Here is a 1,623-nt window from a genome sequence, read left to right as displayed (position 1 = left end):
CGTGTGCAGCACCTCGGGCGAGCGCAGCGCCTCGCTCCCCGCCAGGCGCAGGACCTCCCGCAGCTGGTCGAGCGAGTCGACCGAGTGCAGCAGCAGCTGCCACGCGTCCAGGTCGTCGACCTGTGGGCGCTCGACCACGGCCCGGTCTTCGCGGCGGTCGCCGCGCTGCGCACCTGCTGGCTCACCGAGGGCGCGCGGATGATCGAGGCCGACGCCCGCGGCAGCTGGTGGGGCAGGCACACCCCGCTCCTGCGGCGGGCCCGCGCGCTGCTGGCGGCGGCGTCCGACGAGGACTACGCCGCCGCCGTCACCGCGCTGGACGGCGAGCGCCGGGGCGCGCGCACCTCGGTCATCGCCGCGTACCTCGTGCCGGACCAGCCCGGTTGGGTGGACCGGGCGGTCGAGGCGCTGGGCGCGCTCGACGACCTGGACGCGTGGCAGCTGCTGCTGCACTCGGTCGACTCGCTCGACCAGCTGCGGGAGGTCCTGCGCCTGGCGGGGAGCGAGGCGCTGCGCTCGCCCGAGGTGCTGCACACGCTCGGCACGGTCATCGGGCCGGACCTGGCTCCCCTGATCACGCACCTGCTCCCGGACACCTTCGGCTACCGGGCCACGGGCGAGCAGGTCAGGGCGATGCTGGTCGAGTTCGCCACCGCCCCCGCGTTCACGGCGCTCCTGGCCGACCTGCTGGGCGGCGGCGTGCCGATCTCCGCGCTGGAGGTCGCGCGCAAGGAGCCCCGGATGGCGCTGGAGCGGTTCGCGGCGGCCGGGGAGCCCGCGCGGGAGCTGCTGCTGGACCACCTGCGGGTGCACCCCGACCTGCTGGGATCCGCGCCCGCGTGGGCGCGCGAGGTCCTCGTCCCCGAGCTGGCCGCGCGGTCGGCGGTGCCCGACGCGGTTGACGCCGAGCTGCCCGCCGCGCTGGTCACCCCGCCCTGGGAGGTGGCCCGCGAGCTGCCGGAACCGCTGGTGGTTCCGGGGGTCCCGGTGCCCGACGAGCGGTCCGTGGTGTGGCGGGCCGGGCTGCGGGAGGTGTGGGCGGTCAGGAGCCCGTACACCGGGAACTCCCCCGACTCCCGCTGGGAGCGCTACCCCGAGCTGTTCGAGCGGGGGGAGCTGAGCGCGAGCCAGCAGTTCCACTGGTTCGCGCAGGGGCCGCTCGACCAGGTGCTGCCCAGGGTCGCCGACTGGACCCTGCCCGAGCTGAACTGGTACTCCGGCGAGCTGGTCCAGGTGCTGCTGAACCGGTTCGAGGCAGGCGCGTTCGGGCTCGCGCTCGACTACGCCCGCAACCCGGCGGCGCGCGCCTACGACGTGGTGCTGCCGCTGGTGTCGGTGGAGGTCGCCCGGCTGGTCGCCGCGCGGCTGGGCGGCCCGAGGGCGGCGCGGCCGGTGTCGGTCCGGTGGGTGCGCGCGCACCCCGAGGCGGCGGCCCGGTTGCTGCTGGCGGACGCGGTCGGCGAGCCGGGGGAGCGCAGGGCGGCGGCGGAGGCCGTGCTGCGGATGGTGCCGGGGCAGGCGCGGGCCGCCGCCGCGCGGCACGGCGACGAGGTGGTGGAGGCGGTGGAGCGGGTGCTGTCGGTGGACCCGGTGGACCTGGTGCCGTCCCCGGTGCCCGACCCC

General features: G+C 77.1%; 1 pseudogene. It reads left to right on the top strand.

Features of this window, described 5'->3' with window-relative positions:
- Window positions 1–198 precede the first annotated feature (198 nt).
- Window positions 199–1,623, top strand: a pseudogene (locus ACTUAL_RS03710) (hypothetical protein); the annotation flags it as partial.

The sequence above is a fragment of the Actinosynnema sp. genome (assembly GCF_052038725.1).
The sequence above is the reverse complement of the archived record's forward strand: the minus strand, read 5'-3'. Positions and strand labels throughout refer to the sequence as shown.